Consider the following 16691-nt stretch of genomic DNA (forward strand, 5'->3'; position numbering starts at 1 on the left):
GCTAACGAATATGACGCCCCTAGAACGATATCAAGCTGATCTGAAACGCCCGGAGTTCTTCCACGACGCAGCCCAGGAAACGGCGGTGCGGCATTTGCAGCGCCTGTACGACGACCTGGTCGCGGCCTCGAACAACAAGCCGGGCCTGTTGGGCAAACTGTTCGGCAAAAAAGACCAGGCACCGGTCAAGGGCCTGTACTTCTGGGGCGGCGTCGGCCGTGGCAAGACCTACCTGGTGGACACCTTCTTCGAAGCGTTGCCGTTCAAGGAAAAGACACGGACGCACTTCCACCGCTTCATGAAGCGCGTGCACGAGGAAATGAAGACCTTGGGTGGCGAGAAGAACCCGCTGACCATCATCGCCAAGCGTTTTTCCGACGAGACCCGGGTGATCTGCTTCGATGAGTTTTTCGTTTCCGACATCACTGACGCCATGATCCTCGGCACCTTGATGGAAGAGCTGTTCAAGAACGGCGTGACCCTGGTCGCCACCTCGAACATCGTGCCGGACGGCCTGTACAAGGACGGCCTGCAGCGGGCACGGTTCCTGCCGGCCATTGCGCTGATCAAGGAACACACCGAAATCGTCAATGTCGACAGCGGCGTCGACTACCGCCTGCGTCACCTCGAACAAGCGGAGCTGTTCCACTTTCCCTTGGATGCCGCCGCCGAAGAAAGCCTGCGCAAGAGCTTTCGCGCCCTGACGCCGGAGTGCACCCAGGCGGTGGAAAACGATGTGCTGATCATCGAAAACCGCGAGATCCGCGCCATCCGCACCTGCGACGACGTGGCCTGGTTCGACTTCCGCGAACTGTGCGACGGCCCGCGCAGCCAGAACGACTACATCGAACTGGGCAAGATCTTCCACGCCGTGTTGCTCAGCGGCGTCGAGCAGATGAGCGTCACCACTGACGACATCGCCCGGCGCTTCATCAACATGGTCGACGAGTTCTACGACCGTAACGTGAAGCTGATCATTTCGGCCGAAGTCGAACTCAAGGACCTCTACACCGGCGGTCGCTTGACCTTCGAGTTCCAGCGGACCTTGAGTCGTTTGCTGGAGATGCAATCCCACGAGTTCCTGTCGCGGGCGCATAAGCCATAGATGACTCGGAGCACAAAAAAAGGCCTGCGATTGCAGGCCTTTTTTGTGCGCGTGAGATTGAGCAGTTCACTGCATAACCCTGTGGGAGCGAGCTTGCTCGCGATGGCGCCGTGTCAGTCAACATCCATGCTGCTGAGCCGTCGCCATCGCGAGCAAGCTCGCTCCCACATTGGACTGTATTCAACCCTTGATTCACGCCGCCTGCTGAAACTGCTGCCGATACTGGTTCGGCGACAGGTCGGTATGTTGCCGGAACAGCCGTGCGAAAAAGCTCGCGTCGTCATAGCCAACTTCGTAGCTGATGGTCTTGATGCTCTTGCGGCTGCCGGAAAGCAGGCCCTTGGCGGTTTCGATCCGCAGCCGTTGCAGGTAATGCAGCGGTTTGTCGCCGGTAGCGGTCTGGAAGCGGCGCATGAAATTGCGGATGCTCATGCCGTGTTCCCGGGCAACGTCCTCGAAGCGGAATTTGTCGGCGAAGTGCTCTTCGAGCCATTGCTGGATCTGCAGGATGATCACGTCCTGGTGCAATTTCTGCCCGCCGAAGCCGATCCGTCCTGGCGAATAGCTGCGTTGCACTTCATACAGGATGTCCCGCGCCACGGCCTGGGCCACGTTGGCGCCACAGAAGCGTTCAATGAGGTAAATGTAGAGGTCGCAGGCTGAGGTCGTGCCGCCGGCGCAGAACAGGTTGTCGGCGTCGGTCAGGTGCTTGTCCTGGTTCAGGTGCACCTGGGGGAAGCGTTCCTTGAAGGCATTGAAGAAACGCCAATAGGTGGTGGCTTCCTTGCCGTCGAGCAGCCCGGCCTCGGCCAGCCAGAACACCCCGGTGGCTTCGCCGCAGAGCACCGCGCCGCGAGCGTGTTGTTCGCGCAGCCAGGGCAGGATCTGGGGGTAACGTTGGCAGAGGCTGGCGAAATCATCCCAGAAGGCTGGCAGGATGATGACGTCGGTATTTTCCAGGCCACCGTCCACCGGCATGATCACATCGCTGAAGCTGTTCACCGGTTTGCCATCGGGGCTGACCAGGCGGGTTTCAAACGCCGGCGTCAGGCCTTGGCCCAGTTGTTTGCCATAGCGCAGGCTGGCCAGGTGGAAAAAATCCTTGGCTTGCATGAGCGTGAAGGCGAAGACCCGGTCGATTGCCAGGATGCTGACGCGCCGCAAGGGCGTGGAGACGTGCATAGACATAGTTCATCTTTATTTTTATAGGGGAAAGTGGTCAACAGACGGCTGGATCGTCTTATTTTTTGTCGGATGTGTCCAGTGTCCTGTCGCACACCGCAGGCTTAGGCTCTGTCGGATAACCACGTCCAACAATAACCAAAGGTGAGCCATGATCCCAAGAACACTGTTCAGTCCCGAGCACGAATTATTTCGCGACAGCGTACGAACCTTCCTCGAAAAAGAAGCCGTGCCGTACCACAGCCAGTGGGAAAAACAGGGGCATGTCGATCGCCAGCTCTGGAACAAGGCAGGGGAGGCGGGCATGTTGTGCTCGCACCTTCCAGAAGCCTATGGCGGGCTGGACGCGGACTTCCTCTACAGCACGGTGGTGATCGAGGAGATCGGGCGCCTGGGGCTGACGGGGATCGGTTTCTCGCTGCATTCCGACATCGTCGCGCCGTACATCCTGCATTACGGCAGTGAAGCGCTGAAACACAAGTACTTGCCCAAACTGGTGTCCGGCGAAATGGTCACGGCCATCGCCATGACCGAGCCGGGCGCCGGTTCCGACCTGCAAGGCGTGAAGACCACGGCGGTGCTCGACGGCGATGAGTACGTCATCAACGGCTCCAAGACGTTCATCACCAATGGCTTCCTGGCGGACCTGGTGATCGTGGTCGCCAAGACCGATCCCAAGGCTGGCGCCAAGGGCACCAGCCTGTTTCTGGTGGAAGCGGGCACACCGGGCTTCGAAAAGGGCAAGCGCCTGGAAAAAGTCGGCATGAAAGCCCAGGACACGTCGGAATTGTTCTTCCAGGATGTCCGCGTGCCGAAGGACAACCTGCTCGGGCAGGCTGGAATGGGCTTTGCCTACCTGATGCAAGAGCTCCCCCAGGAGCGCCTGACGGTTGCCATCGGCGGCCTGGCTTCGGCCGAAGCGGCGCTGCAATGGACCCTGGATTACACCCGCGAGCGCAAGGCGTTCGGCAAAACCATCGCCGACTTCCAGAACACCCGTTTCAAGCTTGCGGAAATGGCCACCGAAATCCAGATTGGTCGGGTCTTCGTCGACCGTTGCCTGGAATTGCACCTGCAAGGCAAGCTGGACGTGCCGACGGCGGCGATGGCCAAGTACTGGGGCACCGACCTGCAATGCAAGGTGCTCGACGAGTGCGTGCAGTTGCATGGCGGCTACGGCTTCATGTGGGAATACCCGATCGCACGGGCGTGGGCGGATGCGCGGGTGCAGCGGATCTATGCCGGGACCAATGAAATCATGAAGGAGATCATTGCGCGGTCGCTTTGATGCGGTGGTGAGCCTGGGGCCGCTATCGCGAGCAAGCTCGCTCCCACAGGAATTCATGTCTGATCGCTATTTCGTAATCAGCATCGAACCCTGTGGGAGCGAGCTTGCTTGCGATGAGGCCTGCGGATCAAGGCGCCGGGTTCGGCTGATCCTTGTGAATCGCCTCGATCCCCGCCAGCACTTCATCGGACAGCTTCAGGTCGAAGCTGGCGATATTGCTGTCCAGTTGCTCCAGCGTGGTGGCGCCAATGATGTTGCTGGTCACGAACGGCTGTTGGGTGACGAACGCCAGGGCCATCTGCGCCGGGTCCAGGCCATGTTCAAGGGCCAGGGCGACATAACGGCTGCAGGCCGCTTCCGATTGCGGGTTGAAGTAGCGCATGAAGCGGCTGTACAGGGTCAGGCGGCCCTTGGCGGGGCGTGCGCCGTTTTCGTACTTGCCCGACAGGAAACCGAACGCCAGTGGTGAATAGGCCAGCAGGCCGCATTGCTCGCGAATGGCGATTTCCGCCAGGCCGATCTCGAAGCTGCGGTTGAGCAGGTTGTAGGGGTTCTGGATCGACACCGCCCGCGGCCAGCCACGGGCCTCGGCCAGGGCGAGGAACTTCATGGTGCCCCACGGCGTTTCGTTGGACAGGCCGATATGGCGGATCTTGCCGGCGCGGACCTGTTCGTCCAAGGCTTCGAGGGTTTCCTCCAGCGGAGTGAACGTTTCGTCGGCCTTGTGCTGGTAGCCCAGTTGGCCAAAGAAATTGGTGCTGCGTTCCGGCCAGTGCAGTTGGTAAAGATCGATCCAGTCGGTCTGCAGGCGCTTGAGGCTGGCGTCCACGGCTTCGACGATATGGCGGCGGTTGTGCTTGAGGTTCTTGTCGCGGATGTAGTCGATGGTGTTGCCGGGGCCGGCGATCTTGCTCGCCAGGATCCAGTCGGCGCGGTCGCCGCGGCTTTTGAAGTAATTGCCGATGTAGCGCTCGGTGGTGGCGTAGGTCTCGGCTTTGGGCGGCACCGGGTACATCTCGGCGGTGTCGATGAAGTTGATGCCGGCACCCTTGGCGCGTTCGATCTGGGCGAAGGCCTCGGCCTCGCTGTTCTGCTCACCCCAGGTCATGGTGCCGAGGCACAGGGCGCTCACGTTCAGGTCGGTACGGCCTAGCTGGCGATAGTCCATCGGGAACTCCTTGGGCAAAACAATCATAAAAGCAGGTTGAAATATTTTTCGCAATCTGCATAATTGCGCACCTCTTTCTGCAGTGGAAGTGATGCGCCGCCGCCGAAGAATCTTGCCGTTGAACGGACGCGCCGACCCGAGCCCCCGAAAGCGTCTGTATCCGGCTGCCTTTGACTTGTCAAAGTACGCACTATTCAGTAAGATCCGCCGTCTAATTTACAGGGCGGCCCCTGAGGCTATAAAGAATGAAAACTTTTACTGCTAAACCGGAAACAGTAAAGCGCGACTGGTTTGTCGTCGACGCTGCTGGTCAGACCCTGGGTCGTCTGGCCACCGAAATCGCGAGCCGTCTGCGTGGCAAGCACAAGCCTGAGTACACCCCTCACGTTGACACCGGTGACTACATCGTCGTGATCAACGCTGAGCAAGTACGTGTTACTGGCGCTAAAACCACTGACAAAATGTACTACTCCCACTCCGGTTTTCCTGGCGGCATCAAGTCGATCAACTTTGAAAAGCTGATCGCCAAAGCCCCTGAGCGCGTGATCGAGACCGCGGTTAAAGGCATGCTGCCTAAAAACCCACTGGGTCGCGACATGTATCGTAAGCTGAAGGTTTATGCGGGCGCTGCTCACCCTCATACTGCTCAGCAGCCCCAAGAACTGAAGTTTTAACGGAATAGTTCATTATGTCGGCGACTCAAAATTACGGCACTGGCCGTCGCAAGACTGCAACCGCACGCGTTTTCCTGCCTCCGGGCACTGGTAACATCTCCATCAACAACCGCTCTCTGGATAACTTCTTCGGCCGCGAAACTGCCCGCATGGTAGTTCGTCAGCCGCTGGAACTGACCGAGACCGTCGAAAAATTCGACATCTACGTCACTGTTATCGGTGGTGGTGTAAGTGGTCAAGCTGGCGCAATCCGCCACGGCATCACTCGCGCCCTGATGGATTACGACGAGACTCTGCGTGGTGCTCTGCGCAAAGCCGGCTTCGTAACTCGCGATGCTCGCGAAGTTGAACGTAAGAAAGTCGGTCTGCGTAAAGCGCGTAAGCGTCCGCAGTACTCGAAGCGTTAATTTCGCTTCCGCTTTCAAAAGGCGCCCAGTTCCTCACGGAGCTGGGCGTTTTTTTATGGGCAAAATAATTGCTCTGTGACAACTTGCCACATTCGTAGAGCCCCTATACTACAAGGCTTGGCGGTTTGGCCGCTTGGTAATTACCTTGTCAGAATTGGGGCTTTTCATTACCATTCGGCAAAATTTTTATAAGTTCAGATTTTTACTTAGTAGACGCCTGATCTAACAGGCCACAAAGCTGATGGGAGAGGACTGAATGAGCAATGACGGCGTGAATGCAGGCCGGCGTCGCTTCCTGGTAGCAGCCACATCCGTGGTGGGTGCTGCAGGAGCGGTGGGGGCTGCGGTCCCGTTCGTGGGGTCATGGTTTCCCAGCGCCAAGGCGAAAGCCGCAGGTGCACCGGTGAAAGTGAATGTCAGCAAGATCGAGCCAGGCCAGCAGATGATTGCTGAGTGGCGCGGCCAGCCGGTGTTCATCGTCCGCCGTACAGAGGAAATCCTGGGGAATCTGAAAAAGATCGAGGGTCAGTTGTCCGACCCGACCTCCAAGAACTCGGTCCAACCGGAATACGTCAATCCTGAAACGCGTTCGATCAAGCCAGAGGTTTTGCTGCTGATCGGTATTTGTACGCACCTGGGTTGCTCGCCAACGTTCCGCCCTGAAGTGGCCCCTGCCGATTTGGGCAAGGATTGGGTCGGTGGTTATTTCTGCCCATGCCACGGCTCCCACTACGACCTGGCCGGTCGCGTCTACAAGTCGCAACCTGCACCTCTGAACCTGCCAGTTCCCCCGCATTCCTATGAGACCGATGACATCATTGTCGTTGGCGTCGATACGGAGAAAGCGTGATGAGCAAACTAATGGATTGGGTTGATGCGCGCTTTCCCGCGACCAAAATGTGGGAAGACCATCTCAGCAAGTACTACGCTCCGAAAAACTTCAACTTCTTCTACTTTTTTGGTTCCCTGGCACTGCTCGTTCTGGTCAACCAGATCGTCACCGGTGTCTGGCTGACCATGAGCTACACCCCGTCGGCGGAAGAAGCGTTTGCCTCCGTCGAATACATCATGCGCGACGTCGAGTACGGCTCGATCCTGCGTCTGCTGCACTCCACCGGCGCTTCGGCGTTCTTCATCGTGGTCTACCTGCACATGTTCCGTGGCTTGCTCTACGGTTCGTACCAGAAGCCGCGTGAGCTGGTGTGGGTCTTCGGCATGCTGATCTACCTGGCGCTGATGGCAGAGGCCTTCATGGGTTACTTGCTGCCGTGGGGCCAGATGTCCTACTGGGGCGCCCAGGTGATCATCTCGCTGTTCGGTGCGATCCCGGTCATCGGTGACGACCTGACCCAGTGGATCCGTGGTGACTACCTGATCTCGGGCATCACCCTGAACCGCTTCTTCGCCCTGCACGTGGTCGCCCTGCCGATCGTGATCCTCGGTCTGGTGGTGCTGCACATCCTCGCGCTGCACGAAGTCGGCTCGAACAACCCGGATGGCGTGGACATCAAGAAACACAAGGACGAGAACGGCGTACCGCTGGATGGCATCGCCTTCCACCCGTACTACACCGTGAAAGACATCGTCGGCGTGGTGGTCTTCCTGTTCATCTTCTGCTCCATCGTGTTCTTCTTCCCGGAAATGGGCGGTTATTTCCTCGAGAAGCCGAACTTCGAACAGGCGAACGCGTTCAAGACCCCTGAGCACATTGCCCCGGTCTGGTACTTCACGCCGTTCTACGCGATTCTGCGAGCGATTCCGGACAAGCTATTGGGCGTTATTGCCATGGGCGCGGCCATCGCCGTGCTGTTCGTCCTGCCGTGGCTGGACCGCAGCCCCGTCAAGTCGATGCGCTACAAAGGCTGGCTGAGCAAGATCTGGCTCGTGGTGTTCTGCATCTCGTTCGTGATCCTGGGCGTGCTGGGCGTACTGGCACCGACACCGGGGCGTACGCTGCTGTCGCAGGTTTGCACCTTCCTGTACTTCGCCTACTTCATTCTGATGCCGTTCTACACCAGGCTCGAGAAGACCAAACCGGTTCCGGAAAGGGTGACTGGCTGATGAAAAAGCTATTTTCTGTACTGATTCTTGCTGCTTTGCCCGTACTGTCCTTTGCGTCCACGTCGAGTGGGCCGGAACTGGAAAAAGGTCGACATCGACGTTTCCGACAAAGCGGCCATGCAGGACGGCGCACGTACGTTCGCCAACTACTGCATGGGTTGCCACAGTGCCAAGTTCCAGCGCTACGAGCGCGTTGCCGATGACCTGGGCATCCCCCACGAGCTGATGCTCGAGAAGCTGGTGTTCACCGGTGCCAAACTGGGCGATCACATGACCATCGGCATGCAGCCTGCGGACGCCAAGACCTGGTTCGGCGCCGCGCCGCCGGACCTGACCCTGGTGGCCCGTGTGCGTGGCACCGACTGGCTTTACGGTTACCTGCGTTCGTTCTACGAAGACCCTGCACGTCCTTGGGGTGTGAACAACAAGGTCTTCCCGAACGTCGGCATGCCTAACGTTCTGGTCGGCCTCCAGGGGCGTCAGGTGGTAGGCTGCAAACAGGTTCAGATCGTTGAAGACGGCAAAAAGCAATTCGACCCGCTGACAGGCTCCGCTTTGACCCATGAAGCCTGCGACCAGCTGACCGTATTGCCGAACACCGGCAGCCTGACCCCGGAGCAGTTCGATGAGAAGGTCAAGAACCTGGTGACCTTCCTGGCCTATTCGGCCAACCCGGTGAAGCTGGAGCATCAGCGCATCGGTACCTATGTATTGCTGTACCTGGCGTTCTTCTTCGTATTCGCTTACCTGCTCAAGCGTGAATACTGGAAAGACGTGCATTGATAAAGCTGTAAGCCATTGCTGTTAATCGTGCGCGCCCAAGGGCGTCTCTAGATATGTAACGAACCTGGCCCGCCAGGTGTTACGGGAGACGCCCTCTGGGCGCGCTCGTTTTTCCGTTTTTCGATAATTTCAACAAGCGAGGAGGATCGCCATGGGCGTGACCAATCGGTTGGCCTGTTACTCCGACCCCGCCGACCACTATTCCCACCGGGTACGTATCGTACTGGCAGAGAAGGGTGTCAGCGCCGAGATCATTTACGTCGAAGCGGGTCGTCAGCCGCCGAAGCTGATCGAAGTGAACCCTTACGGTAGCCTGCCCACACTGGTCGATCGTGACCTGGCGTTGTGGGAGTCGACCGTGGTGATGGAATACCTGGATGAGCGTTATCCGCATCCACCTTTACTGCCGGTTTATCCTGTCGCGCGTGCCAACAGCCGTTTGCTGATCCATCGCATCCAGCGTGACTGGTGCGGGTTGGTGGATCTGATCCTGGATTCCCGGACCAAGGAGCCGGCGCGGGTCGTGGCGCGCAAGGAGTTGCGTGAAAGCCTGACGGGCGTATCGCCGCTGTTCGTCGACAAACCGTTTTTCCTCAGTGAGGAACAAAGTCTGGTGGATTGCTGCCTATTGCCCATACTCTGGCGTTTGCCGATTCTGGGTATCGAACTGCCGCGGCCTGCCAAGCCGCTGCTTGATTATATGGAGCGCCAATTTGCGCGTGAGGCATTCCAGGCGAGTCTGTCTGGCGTCGAACGCGACATGCGCTAAGGCTTAGGGAGCCGCTATGAACTCCAGTCGACCTTATCTGGTCCGCGCGCTCTACGAGTGGATTGTGGACAATGATTGCACCCCGCACATGCTGGTCAACGCCGAGTTTCCGTCGGTGCAGGTGCCGCAGGGTTTTGCCAATGATGGGCAGATTGTTTTGAACGTGTCGCCAGCCGCTGTGCGTCACCTGCATATGGATAATGACGCCGTCAGCTTTGAAGGGCGTTTCGGTGGTGTGCCACACACCCTGTACGTGCCTGTTGCTGCGATTCTGGGGATTTATGCCCGGGAGAATGGCCAGGGTATGGTGTTTGAGCTGGAAACGCCGTTGGACGGTGAAGAAGAGTTCGAGCCGGATGATGACCTGCCGCCACCGGATGACGAGCCGCCGCGTCCTAGCGGGCGGCCGAGTTTGAAAGTGGTGAAATAGCGGGTTGTGCTAAAGGCCATCCGGTCATGGACTGGGTGAAAGCCTGGCAGCTTGGTTAGGAAAATGCCTGTGTCGTGAGATACGGGCATTTTTTTTTGTGGTGTCATGGTTTGTGTGTATATCCGTTGCTGCGGTAACGGCGGCTTAGGGTTCCGCCCTTACGGCGGGTCACTTTTGAAGAGCGCAAAAGTAACCAAAACGCTACATGCCCCACCACTTGGTGCCTCGCTTAGGCTCGGCATGCCCGAACGAAGGCATTGCTCCGTGGGCCCGCCGCGAAGGGCCATCCATGGCCCAGCGCGGCTATCCCGGCATCCATGCCGGGATGCCCACTCCACAATGCCTGCGTTCGGCCATCGTGGTTAACGGGGCGTCCGAGATCAACGTCCACCGCGAGGCGGCCTTATAGCCGACCTGGCTCTTGATGGGGACCGCGTTTCCCCTGTGGGAGCGGGCTTGCTCGCGAAGAGGCCGGCAAGCCCAGCATCCATGTGACTGAACCACCGCCATCGCGAGCAAGCTCGCTCCCACATTCGATCTTCAGTGGGCACAAAATTCATGTCCAAACACAGACCCCCTGTGGGAGCGAGCTTGCTCGCGATGAGGCCGGCAAGCCCAACATCCTTGTGACTGAACCACCACCGTCGCGAGCAGGCTCGCTCCCACATTCGATCTTCAGTGAGCACAAAATTCATGTCCAAACACAGATCCCCTGTGGGAGCGAGCTTGCTCGCGATGAGGCCAGCAAGCCCAGCATCCATGTGACTGACCCACCGCCATCGCGAGCAAGCTCGCTCCCACATTCGATCTTCAGTGGGCACAAAATTCATGTCCAAACACAGACCCCCTGTGGGAGCGGGCTTGCTCGCGAAGAGGCCGGCAAGCCCAGCATCCATGTGACTGAACCACCGCCATCGCGAGCCAGCTCGCTCCCACATTCGATCTTCAGTGGGCACAAAATTCATATCCAAACACAGCCCCCTGTGGGAGCGAGCTTGCTCGCGATGAGGCCTGCAGCTCAACATCCATGTGACCGAACCACCGCCATCGCGAGCCAGCTCGCTCCCACATTCGATCTTCAGTGGGCACAAAATTCATGTCCAAACACAGCCCCCCTGTGGGAGCGAGCTTGCTCGCGATGAGGCCGGAAAGCCCAACACCCATGTGGCTGAACCACCACCGTCGCGAGCAGGCTCGCTCCCACACTCATTCCTGCGGCAGAAACGCGATCCGACCAAGAACCAGGTCGGCTATCAGGCCGCCTCGCGGTGGACGTTGATCTCGGGCGCCCCGTTAACCACGATGGCCGAACGCAGGCATTGTGGAGTGGGCATCCCGGCATGGATGCCGGGATAGCCGCGCTGGGCCATGGATGGCCCTTCGCGGCGGGCCCACGGAGCAATGCCGGAGTGAGGGCACACTGAGCCTAGGCGAGGTGCCAAGTGGTGGGGCAGAAGCGTTTTGGTTACTTTTGCGCTTCTCAAAAGTGACCCGCCGTAAGGGCGGAACCCTAAGCCGCCGTTACCGCAGCAACGGATATACACGCCGACACCAAAAAACGAAGCCAAAAAAAACGACGCTTTCCGTCTCGGAAGAAGCGCCGTTTTTCTTGGGCCACTGAAGTATCAGTCAATGTACTCAAACAACTTGACGATTTTCTGCACCCCGGACACACCCTGCACCAAATTAGTCGCCTGCGCGGCCTCTTTCTTGGTCAACAACCCCAGCAAATAGACAATGCCATTCTCGGTCACAACCTTGATGCGCGAGCCAGGAATGCTGGCGTCGGTGAGCATCTGGGTCTTGATCTTGGTGGTCAGCCAGGCGTCATTCTGGCGCGCCAGCAGCGAGGAAGGTTGCAGGACCTGCAGTTCGTTGTGCACGGTCTTGACCCGTTGCACGGCGCTGGCTTCCTGCTCGGCCTTGGCCTTGAGGTCGGCACGCGGGGTCTGGCCGGCCAACAGCACGACACCGTTGAAGCTGGTAACGACGATGTGCGAGTTGTTGTCCAGGTCCGGGTCGGCCTTGGCGATGTTCACGCCGACCTTGGTTTCAATCAGGGAGTCGTCGATCTTGCTGCCGAAGGTGCGGGTGCCGCGGTCGTCTTCAATCGGCTTTTCCCGGCTGGCGTTAACCACCGATGTGCAGCCGCTGATGCCGAGGCATAGGGTCAGGGCCAGAAGGCCTAGGCGATTAGGGGTCATTCTTCACTCCCGAACAGTTGGCTGTCGATCAAGTCGCAAAGGCAGTGGATCGCCAGCAGGTGGACTTCCTGGATACGTGCGGTGACATTGGCCGGTACGCGGATCTCGACGTCTTCGGGCAATAGCAGTGATGCCATGCCACCGCCGTCACGACCGGTCAATGCTACGACAATCATTTCGCGATCATGTGCGGCCTGGATCGCTTGAATAATATTGGCCGAGTTGCCGCTGGTGGAAATCGCCAGCAGCACATCGCCGGGTTGGCCCAGGGCGCGGATCTGTTTGGAGAAGACTTCGTTGTAGCTGTAGTCGTTGGCAATCGAGGTGATCGTCGAGCTGTCGGTGGTCAGGGCGATCGCCGGCAGGCTCGGGCGTTCACGCTCGAAGCGGTTGAGCAGTTCCGAGGAGAAGTGCTGGGCGTCGCCGGCCGAGCCACCATTGCCGCACGAAAGCATCTTGCCCTCGTTGAGCAAGGCGTTGACCATCACTTGGCTGGCTTGCTCGATGTGCGGTGCAAGTACGTCCATCGCCTGTTGCTTGGTGTCGATACTGGCCTGAAAAAGCTGGCGAATTCGCGATTGCATGTCCATCTGTGTGACCTTAAGTAGCGCGGCTTATGGGCACAAACATGTGCGGCGCGCAAAGCAAAGAGCAAAAGAGTTAGGTGAAGGTGTCCGGCTCGGCATGGGCGCTCAGCTGTCGAAGGCGTTCTGCAGCCAGTTCAACTGGGCGGCGTCGCTGTCGATGGCAACCACGTCGAAGCGGCAGGGATAATCGGCCCAGCGAGATTCGCGTTGCAGGAAATACTGCGCGGCGAACACCAGCTTCCGGCGCTTGCGCTCGTCAATGCTGTCGAGCGCGCCACCCCATTGGGTATTTTTTCTGTAGCGGACTTCGACGAATACTACTGTATCGCCGTCAAGCATGACCAGATCAAGCTCGCCGCGTTTGCACAACCAGTTCTGCGCCACCAGCCGCAGGCCGTGTTGCTGGAGATGCGCGAGGGCCTGGCCCTCGGCATCCCGTCCGCTTTGCTGGCATGATCGGTCAGGCATCAGCGCTGGGTGTCCGGCAGGCGCTGCACTTGGCCGTTGACGAACTCGGCCCATGGCAGTTGACGCTGTACACGCTGGGTGGGAGACACGGCCAGGCTGCCCGACAGGCCTTCGATGCGGCTGTCCGGCAACGTCTTGAGCTGGCCCAGGCGTGGTGCCAAGCGATAGGCGTCCGCGCCCATCGCGTACAACCGACCCAGGCTGCCAGCCGCCTGGGGCCACTGCGCGGTGACCTGCTTGCGCAACGGGTCATTGGCGTCGAGCAGCCACGGGGTCTCGCAGAAACGGATACCGCTCATGTCGTTGTACTGGTTCTGGTCGCCGCTGGCGCTGAACACCGAAGACGTCGCGTAGACCGGCACGTCGCCGGCGTATTGGAAGTTCAGGGTCGGCTTGATCTGCTGGGCCTGCTGCGGTGTCGAGGCCAGGAAGATGAACTCGATGTCCTGGCGACGGGACGGCTGTGCCGCGACTGTGGTGCCAACGGTGCTTTGCAGACTCTTGGCGCGACCTTCGCTCTGGCGCAACTGGAACATGTCGGCGATCTGCTGGGCCAGTTGGACCGGCTGGTCGACCCGTTCGATGGCGACGATGGTGCCGCCGTTGGCCTGCCAGTCCTGGCTGAAGGCCTTCAGTACACGATCGCCCCATTCGCCCTTCGGCACCATGGCAGCTGCGCGGTGCAGGCCATCGGCGCGGGCGCGACGGGACACTTCACGGGCTTCATCCTCAGGTGCCAGGCCGAACTGGAACAGTTGCGGTGGCCCTTGTTCGCCTTCGCTGTAATTCAGCGCCAGGGTGGTGATCGGCAATTGCGGGCGGGTGCTGATCTGCTTGACCAGGGGTTTTTCCAGCGGGCCGATGACCAGTTGCACGCCGTCGGCCTGGGCCTTGCGATAGAGCTCGTCCATGGAGGTCAGGCTGGCGCTGTCGTAGAACTGGATGCTTGGCGGCGTCTGCCCGGCCTGCTGGGCCTGGTAGTGCGCGGCCATGAAACCCTCACGCAAGGCCTTGGCAACCGCGGCCAACTGGCCACTCTGTGGCAGCAGCAGGGCGATCTTGCTCAGTGGCTGGCTGGCCAGCTCCTTGAGTTTGACCAGGGGCGTCGGCAGTTGCAGGGCGGCGGGGTGTTTCGGGTTCTGTTCGCGCCAATGGTCGATGGCTGCCTGCTGCTGTTCCAGGGTGCCGGCGGTCTTGACGGCCTGGGCCAGGCTCAGCCAGCCGCCGAGGTCATCGTTGGAGGCTGGCTGCAACTGATCGGTGGGCAGGGAGGCGATCAGCGACCAGATGGCTTCGTGATTTTTCGCCGCGGCGTCGTTCTCCAGCAGAGGCGCGATGAAGATGCGCTCCTTGGCGGCGGCCAGGGTCTGGCCATCGGCCTCGAGGGCGCGGGCGCGAACGGTGCCGGTGCGGACCTGCTGCTCCACCGGCATTTCGCTCAGGTGTTGCAGGCTTGGGTGGCTCAGGGCGGTCAGTGCGGCCTTGGGCTGGTTGCGGGTCATCGCCAGTTCAGCCGACAGCGTGCTGGCGAAAATCTGCTGGCCGGGCTTGAGTTGTTCCATCGGCACTTGTTGCAGGATTTGTGCGGACTGGCCGGCATTGCCCTGGCGGTAGGCCAGGTCTGCGGCGCTCAGGCGCAGCAGGGCGGCTTTTTCCGGGGTTTTGCTTTGGTTGGCCTGTTCGAGCAACTGCTCGATACTGGCATCCGGGGTGCGTGGAAGTTCGCCAAGGCTGGACGAGGGCGAGCTGGCGCAGGCCGCCAGGAGGGCAGCGAGGCAGAGGGCGGAGAGCAGCCGCAGGCAAGCGATCATGTAAGTGTTCCTGATACGAGATCAAATTAGCGTCGAATTGTACCCAAGCACTGGCCGGGGCGCGATGTTAGTGGCGTGAATCGATCAATTTAGGTATTTCAAAGAGTGCGGCGCAGCACAAAAGCCGCTACTCACTCAGGTGGCGACACTCACCACAATGGCTGATGTGAACAACTGAGATGGCTGGCACACGCTACAATGGCGGTTTTTACGATCATGAGGTGCGCGTTTTGACTGCTCCAGGTGCTTTGAATTCCGCTGCCGGCTCGCTTTATGTGGTGGCGACGCCCATCGGCAACCTGGACGATATCAGTGCTCGGGCGCTGAAAATCCTGCAGGAGGTGGCGCTGATCGCGGCTGAAGACACCCGCCACTCCCAGCGCCTGCTGCAACATTTCGGCATCTCCACGCCGTTGGCGGCCTGTCATGAACACAATGAGCGAGACGAAGGCAGTCGTTTCATTACCCGGTTGTTGGCAGGCGATAACGTCGCGCTGATTTCCGATGCGGGTACGCCGTTGATTTCCGACCCCGGCTACCACCTGGTGCGCCAGGCCCGGGCGGCTGGTATCAACGTGGTGCCGGTGCCGGGGGCTTGCGCGTTGATCGCGGCGCTGTCGGCGGCAGGCCTGCCGTCGGACCGTTTCATCTTCGAAGGTTTTCTGCCGGCCAAGGCGGTGGGGCGGCGGGCACGCTTGGAAGCTATAAAGGAAGAGCCGCGCACGTTGATCTTCTATGAGGCACCGCACCGCATCCTGGAATGCCTGCAAGACATGGAGCTGGTGTTCGGCCCCGAGCGCCAGGCACTGTTGGCCCGTGAGTTGACCAAGACCTTTGAAACCCTCAAGGGCCTGCCGTTGGCCCAATTGCGCGCCTTCGTCGAAGGCGACAGCAACCAGCAGCGCGGCGAGTGTGTCGTGCTGGTGGCAGGTTGGACGCCGCCGCAAAGCGAGGACGCCGTCAGTAGCGAGGCGATGCGCGTCCTGAACCTGCTGCTCGAGGAAATGCCCCTCAAGCGCGCCGCGGCCCTTGCGGCGCAGATCACGGGCGAGCGCAAGAATGTGCTGTATCAGGTCGCACTGGAAAAACAGAAAGACCAGTGAAACCGGGGCGCGGTGCTGGCCCGGGGCTTTTAGCGCTTGTTCTTCAAGCGCTCTACCGTTAACCTTCGCGGCGGAGAGTCGATCGGACAGTCGCTGCCCTCTATGAGAATTAGGGGGGGGAGGAAAGTCCGGGCTCCATAGGGCGAAGTGCCAGGTAATGCCTGGGAGGCGTGAGCCTACGGAAAGTGCCACAGAAAATAACCGCCTAAGCGTTTCGGCGCCGGTAAGGGTGAAAAGGTGCGGTAAGAGCGCACCGCACGGCTGGCAACAGTTCGTGGCTAGGTAAACCCCACTTGGAGCAAGACCAAATAGGGTCCCAAGGCGTGGCCCGCGCTGGGACCGGGTAGGTTGCTAAAGATGTCCAGTGATGGCCATCGTAGACGAATGACTGTTCAAGACAGAACCCGGCTTACAGATCGACTCTCCACCTTTTCCCTTCCTGCCGGAATCACTGGCAGACGCAGTTCCTAATACCAAAAAAATCTTACTCTTAACAAATCACTTTAACTTGTGCGCGCAGTCCCCTGTGCTGCTTCAGGTTGAGGCGAATTTTCCTACGTCAGATTCTTGTTACCCCTCCTGAAACGCTCCTAAATCTCCGATCTATAAGGCTTTTCCTTCATTACGCGCCTTGACGGTGCGGTGGGCGCA

The 16691-nt window shown here is 59.5% G+C and carries 16 protein-coding genes, 1 other RNA gene and 1 pseudogene; 12 read left to right on the forward strand and 6 right to left on the reverse strand.

The genetic code is table 11. The annotated features are described in order from the left end of the window. The first annotated feature begins 10 nt into the window (after window positions 1–10). The gene (gene zapE, locus PSH84_RS01555; RefSeq protein WP_072409535.1) at window positions 11–1105 is read left to right on the forward strand and encodes a cell division protein ZapE; all 1095 of its coding nucleotides are present in this window, start codon (window positions 11–13) and stop codon (window positions 1103–1105) included. 192 nt (window positions 1106–1297) lie between these two features. On the opposite strand, the gene PSH84_RS01560 is transcribed toward zapE, so the two are convergent. Beyond that, window positions 1298–2194, reverse strand: coding sequence for a GlxA family transcriptional regulator (locus tag PSH84_RS01560; RefSeq protein ID WP_205929626.1), 897 nt, complete (start codon window positions 2192–2194; stop codon window positions 1298–1300). Between the two features lie 244 nt (window positions 2195–2438). On the opposite strand from PSH84_RS01560, the gene PSH84_RS01565 reads away from it, so the two are divergent. After that, window positions 2439–3575, forward strand: coding sequence for an acyl-CoA dehydrogenase family protein (locus tag PSH84_RS01565; protein ID WP_060740744.1), 1137 nt, complete (start codon window positions 2439–2441; stop codon window positions 3573–3575). A gap of 127 nt (window positions 3576–3702) precedes the next feature. On the opposite strand, the gene PSH84_RS01570 is transcribed toward PSH84_RS01565, so the two are convergent. After that, entirely contained in the window at window positions 3703–4743 is a 1041-nt protein-coding gene (locus PSH84_RS01570) for an NADP(H)-dependent aldo-keto reductase (protein ID WP_305468371.1), read from the reverse strand. A 245-nt stretch (window positions 4744–4988) separates the two neighbouring features. Between PSH84_RS01570 and rplM the strand changes: the two genes are divergently transcribed. The 8 genes and pseudogenes from rplM (at window position 4989) to PSH84_RS01610 (ending at window position 10276) form a co-directional block, all read left to right on the forward strand. After that, window positions 4989–5417 (forward strand): 50S ribosomal protein L13, encoded by a 429-nt coding sequence (gene rplM, locus PSH84_RS01575; protein WP_003205365.1) that lies wholly within the window; start codon window positions 4989–4991, stop codon window positions 5415–5417. Window positions 5418–5431: 14 nt separating this feature from the next. After that, entirely contained in the window at window positions 5432–5824 is a 393-nt protein-coding gene (rpsI, locus tag PSH84_RS01580; protein ID WP_305482196.1) for a 30S ribosomal protein S9, read from the forward strand. A gap of 256 nt (window positions 5825–6080) precedes the next feature. Beyond that, window positions 6081–6674 carry a ubiquinol-cytochrome c reductase iron-sulfur subunit gene (gene petA, locus PSH84_RS01585; protein WP_122567018.1) on the forward strand — a complete coding sequence of 198 codons (594 nt, stop codon included), beginning with the start codon at window positions 6081–6083 and terminating at the stop codon, window positions 6672–6674. Beyond that, the gene (locus tag PSH84_RS01590; RefSeq protein ID WP_030138561.1) at window positions 6674–7885 is read left to right on the forward strand and encodes a cytochrome b; all 1212 of its coding nucleotides are present in this window, start codon (window positions 6674–6676) and stop codon (window positions 7883–7885) included. Before petA ends, PSH84_RS01590 begins: the two co-directional genes overlap by 1 nt. Beyond that, window positions 7885–8668, forward strand: a pseudogene (locus tag PSH84_RS01595) (cytochrome c1). Before PSH84_RS01590 ends, PSH84_RS01595 begins: the two are co-directional and overlap by 1 nt. A gap of 151 nt (window positions 8669–8819) precedes the next feature. Then, window positions 8820–9437 (forward strand): glutathione S-transferase N-terminal domain-containing protein, encoded by a 618-nt coding sequence (locus PSH84_RS01600; RefSeq protein ID WP_003178195.1) that lies wholly within the window; start codon window positions 8820–8822, stop codon window positions 9435–9437. A gap of 16 nt (window positions 9438–9453) precedes the next feature. Then, complete coding sequence (locus tag PSH84_RS01605; protein ID WP_122567016.1) at window positions 9454–9867, forward strand: ClpXP protease specificity-enhancing factor; 414 nt, start codon at window positions 9454–9456, stop codon at window positions 9865–9867. 205 nt (window positions 9868–10072) lie between these two features. Beyond that, window positions 10073–10276, forward strand: a complete 204-nt coding sequence (locus tag PSH84_RS01610; RefSeq protein WP_305483207.1) for a nucleoid-structuring protein H-NS — start codon at window positions 10073–10075, stop codon at window positions 10274–10276. A gap of 1216 nt (window positions 10277–11492) precedes the next feature. On the opposite strand, the gene PSH84_RS01615 is transcribed toward PSH84_RS01610, so the two are convergent. From PSH84_RS01615 to PSH84_RS01630, 4 genes are all read right to left on the reverse strand, one after another. Beyond that, entirely contained in the window at window positions 11493–12071 is a 579-nt protein-coding gene (locus tag PSH84_RS01615) for a BON domain-containing protein (protein ID WP_003178201.1), read from the reverse strand. Beyond that, window positions 12068–12661 (reverse strand): phosphoheptose isomerase, encoded by a 594-nt coding sequence (locus PSH84_RS01620; protein WP_007928463.1) that lies wholly within the window; start codon window positions 12659–12661, stop codon window positions 12068–12070. The genes PSH84_RS01615 and PSH84_RS01620 overlap by 4 nt, the downstream gene beginning before the upstream one ends. 102 nt (window positions 12662–12763) lie before the next feature. Further along, window positions 12764–13126, reverse strand: a complete 363-nt coding sequence (locus tag PSH84_RS01625; RefSeq protein WP_305468367.1) for a YraN family protein — start codon at window positions 13124–13126, stop codon at window positions 12764–12766. Continuing rightward, complete coding sequence (locus tag PSH84_RS01630) at window positions 13126–14937, reverse strand: penicillin-binding protein activator (protein ID WP_122567013.1); 1812 nt, start codon at window positions 14935–14937, stop codon at window positions 13126–13128. The genes PSH84_RS01625 and PSH84_RS01630 overlap by 1 nt, the downstream gene beginning before the upstream one ends. Window positions 14938–15167: 230 nt before the next feature. Here PSH84_RS01630 and rsmI point away from each other — a divergent pair, with 230 nt between their 5' ends. Next, window positions 15168–16040: a 16S rRNA (cytidine(1402)-2'-O)-methyltransferase gene (gene rsmI, locus PSH84_RS01635; RefSeq protein WP_122567012.1), complete on the forward strand. Its 873-nt coding sequence runs from the start codon at window positions 15168–15170 to the stop codon at window positions 16038–16040. Between the two features lie 74 nt (window positions 16041–16114). Next, an RNA gene (gene rnpB, locus PSH84_RS01640) (RNase P RNA component class A) lies at window positions 16115–16468 on the forward strand. Window positions 16469–16691 lie beyond the last annotated feature (223 nt).

Source organism: Pseudomonas beijingensis (assembly GCF_030687295.1).
GTDB classification, from domain to species: Bacteria; Pseudomonadota; Gammaproteobacteria; order Pseudomonadales; family Pseudomonadaceae; genus Aquipseudomonas; species Aquipseudomonas beijingensis.

Excerpts from the sequence above, each read along its gene's own strand:
- PSH84_RS01570 (WP_305468371.1), bottom strand. The coding sequence starts at position 4,743 with ATGGACTATCGCCAGCTAGGCCGTACCGACCTGAACGTGAGCGCCCTG.
- PSH84_RS01615 (WP_003178201.1), bottom strand. The coding sequence starts at position 12,071 with ATGACCCCTAATCGCCTAGGCCTTCTGGCCCTGACCCTATGCCTCGGC.
- PSH84_RS01610 (WP_305483207.1), top strand. The coding sequence starts at position 10,073 with ATGCCCCACCACTTGGTGCCTCGCTTAGGCTCGGCATGCCCGAACGAA.
- PSH84_RS01565 (WP_060740744.1), top strand. The coding sequence starts at position 2,439 with ATGATCCCAAGAACACTGTTCAGTCCCGAGCACGAATTATTTCGCGAC.
- PSH84_RS01600 (WP_003178195.1), top strand. The coding sequence starts at position 8,820 with ATGGGCGTGACCAATCGGTTGGCCTGTTACTCCGACCCCGCCGACCAC.
- zapE (WP_072409535.1), top strand. The coding sequence starts at position 11 with ATGACGCCCCTAGAACGATATCAAGCTGATCTGAAACGCCCGGAGTTC.
- PSH84_RS01605 (WP_122567016.1), top strand. The coding sequence starts at position 9,454 with ATGAACTCCAGTCGACCTTATCTGGTCCGCGCGCTCTACGAGTGGATT.
- PSH84_RS01630 (WP_122567013.1), bottom strand. The coding sequence starts at position 14,937 with ATGATCGCTTGCCTGCGGCTGCTCTCCGCCCTCTGCCTCGCTGCCCTC.
- PSH84_RS01625 (WP_305468367.1), bottom strand. The coding sequence starts at position 13,126 with ATGCCTGACCGATCATGCCAGCAAAGCGGACGGGATGCCGAGGGCCAG.
- rpsI (WP_305482196.1), top strand. The coding sequence starts at position 5,432 with ATGTCGGCGACTCAAAATTACGGCACTGGCCGTCGCAAGACTGCAACC.
- PSH84_RS01620 (WP_007928463.1), bottom strand. The coding sequence starts at position 12,661 with ATGGACATGCAATCGCGAATTCGCCAGCTTTTTCAGGCCAGTATCGAC.
- rplM (WP_003205365.1), top strand. The coding sequence starts at position 4,989 with ATGAAAACTTTTACTGCTAAACCGGAAACAGTAAAGCGCGACTGGTTT.
- PSH84_RS01590 (WP_030138561.1), top strand. The coding sequence starts at position 6,674 with ATGAGCAAACTAATGGATTGGGTTGATGCGCGCTTTCCCGCGACCAAA.
- petA (WP_122567018.1), top strand. The coding sequence starts at position 6,081 with ATGAGCAATGACGGCGTGAATGCAGGCCGGCGTCGCTTCCTGGTAGCA.